Annotated in this window: 2 protein-coding genes and 1 pseudogene; all 3 read left to right on the top strand. The window is 64.1% G+C overall.

Going from position 1 to position 2,125, the window contains the following annotated elements:
- Nucleotides 1–76: 76 nt before the first annotated feature.
- Nucleotides 77–577, top strand: coding sequence for a DUF2924 domain-containing protein (locus C8265_RS19225; RefSeq protein ID WP_108485604.1), 501 nt, complete (start codon nt 77–79; stop codon nt 575–577).
- Nucleotides 574–1,899, top strand: a complete 1,326-nt coding sequence (locus C8265_RS19220; RefSeq protein WP_108485603.1) for a recombinase family protein — start codon at nt 574–576, stop codon at nt 1,897–1,899. Before C8265_RS19225 ends, C8265_RS19220 begins: the two co-directional genes overlap by 4 nt.
- Nucleotides 1,899–2,125, top strand: a pseudogene (locus tag C8265_RS19215) (hypothetical protein); the annotation flags it as partial. The gene C8265_RS19220 and the pseudogene C8265_RS19215, both read left to right, overlap by 1 nt.

Genomic DNA, 2,125 nt, shown 5'->3' with positions numbered 1-2,125 from the left:
GAGACAGTTCGCTGGACATCCTCGCCCTTGTTCGCCGTCGTCGTCACCAGTTGCGAACCCGAGTTGGAGAGGACGAATGACGAAAACCAAAACGAAATCAGTGGGAAAGAGAACTGGCCTTGGCCCTGCGCAGGACCACGCTGTCCTGGCGGATCTGGTCGCGCTGAAGGCGATGACCGTACCCGAGTTGCGCGAGAAATGGGCCGCGATCTTTGACGCACCTGCGCCAAACACCAGCCGCCAGAACCTCGAGCTGCGGCTTGGCTACCGCATCCAGGAACTGGCATTTGGCGGCGTTGGCCGCGACACGCGGCGGACACTGGATGCGCTGGCGGCGGAGGTGGCCTCCGGCGAACCCGGTCAGATGGTGTCCGACCCACGACGCCCGATGCCGGGCACAAAGCTGGTCCGCGAATGGAATGGCGTCGAGCACAGCGTCACAGTCTTAGCCAAGGGCTTTGAATGGCAGGGACGCCGGTTCAAGTCGCTCTCCGGCGCGGCGCGGGCCATCACGGGCGCAAACTGGAACGGCTGGAAGTTCTTCGGTTTCAGCCCACGCCCGAGGATCAGTAAATGACGCGCCAATCACAGCCACAACCGCCCCGCCGCCTGCGCTGCGCGATCTACACCCGCAAGTCGAGCGAGGAAGGGCTCGACATGGAGTTCAACAGTCTCGACGCCCAACGGGAGGCCTGCGAGGCCTACATCGCCAGCCAGAAGGCCGAAGGTTGGGTCTGCCTGCGCGACAAATATGATGACGGCGGCTTCTCCGGCGGCACGCTGGAGAGGCCCGCGCTAAAAGACCTGATCGCCGACATCGAGGACGGGCTGATCGACATCGTCGTCGTCTACAAGATCGACCGCTTGTCCCGCGCGCTGATGGATTTCTCCAAGCTGGTCGAGATTTTCGACAGGCACGGCGTCACCTTCGTGTCCGTCACGCAGTCCTTCAACACCACCACGTCGATGGGGCGACTGACGCTGAACATCTTGCTCAGCTTCGCCCAATTCGAGCGCGAGGTCATCGGCGAGCGGATCCGCGACAAGGTCGCCGCGTCGCGCAAGAAGGGCATCTGGATGGGCGGGCCAGTGCCGCTCGGGTACAACGTGAAGGACCGCAAGCTGATCGTGAACCCGGACGAGGCTGAAACGGTGCGGACAATCTTCACGCTTTATGCCCGGTCCAGTTCCACGGCGGAGGTGATCCGCGAGTTGGACGCGCGCGCGATCCTGACGAAGACCGGCAGGCCTTACGACAAGACCTCGCTGCTCAAGACCTTGCACAACAAGGTCTATCGCGGCCTCGCCGTGCACAAGGGCACGGCCTATCCCGGCGAGCATGACGCGATCATCGACGCCGCCCTTTGGGACGAAGTACATGATGTAATAGCAAACAATCGAGTCAAGCGGGTTGCCGTTGCCAAGGAACCCTCACCGGCGTTGTTGCGCGGGCTGATCTTCACCGAGACCGGCGTGGCGATGACCCCGCACCACACGAAGAAGGGCACGCGGCGCTATCGATATTACGTCTCGATGGACGCGATCAAGAAACGGCCCAAGGCCGAGATCCGCGGGCCGCAGCGGTTGCCAGGTGGCAGGGTCGAGGATGCCGTGGTCGGTGAAATCCGCCGCCTGCTGCGCACGCCAGAGGTCGCATCACGTGTGTCGCGGACCCTGCGCAAGGATCGGCCGGACCTTGGCGAGGCGGACATCAGCGCATCGCTGACCCAGTTCGATGAGATGTGGAACGCGCTGATCCCGGCCGAGCAGGCCCGCGTGGTCAGGCTTTTGGTCTCACGTGTCACCGCCAGCGACGCTGGGCTGGCGGTTGATCTCCGCCACGAAGGCTTGGGCGCAATCGCCGCACTGATGGCCCCAGCCAAGAAGGAGGTGGCGTGATGGCAGAGCCGGAAACCCTCCGCGTCCATATCCCGCTCACCCTGCGCAATCGTGGCGGCCGCCCCCGTATTCTGCCACCCAAGGAGATCGAGGTCGCCATGGATCGCGGCCAGGATGCCCGCCTGCTGCGCGCCATCGGCCGCGCGTGGGACTGGCGAAGCAGGCTGGAGCGTGGCGACGTCACCACCATCGCCGACCTCGCCAGAGAGGAAGGCATCTCCGACCG

Source organism: Oceaniglobus ichthyenteri (assembly GCF_003057885.1).
In the GTDB taxonomy this organism is placed as follows: Bacteria; Pseudomonadota; Alphaproteobacteria; order Rhodobacterales; family Rhodobacteraceae; genus Oceaniglobus; species Oceaniglobus ichthyenteri.
The sequence above is the reverse complement of the archived record's forward strand: the minus strand, read 5'-3'. Positions and strand labels throughout refer to the sequence as shown.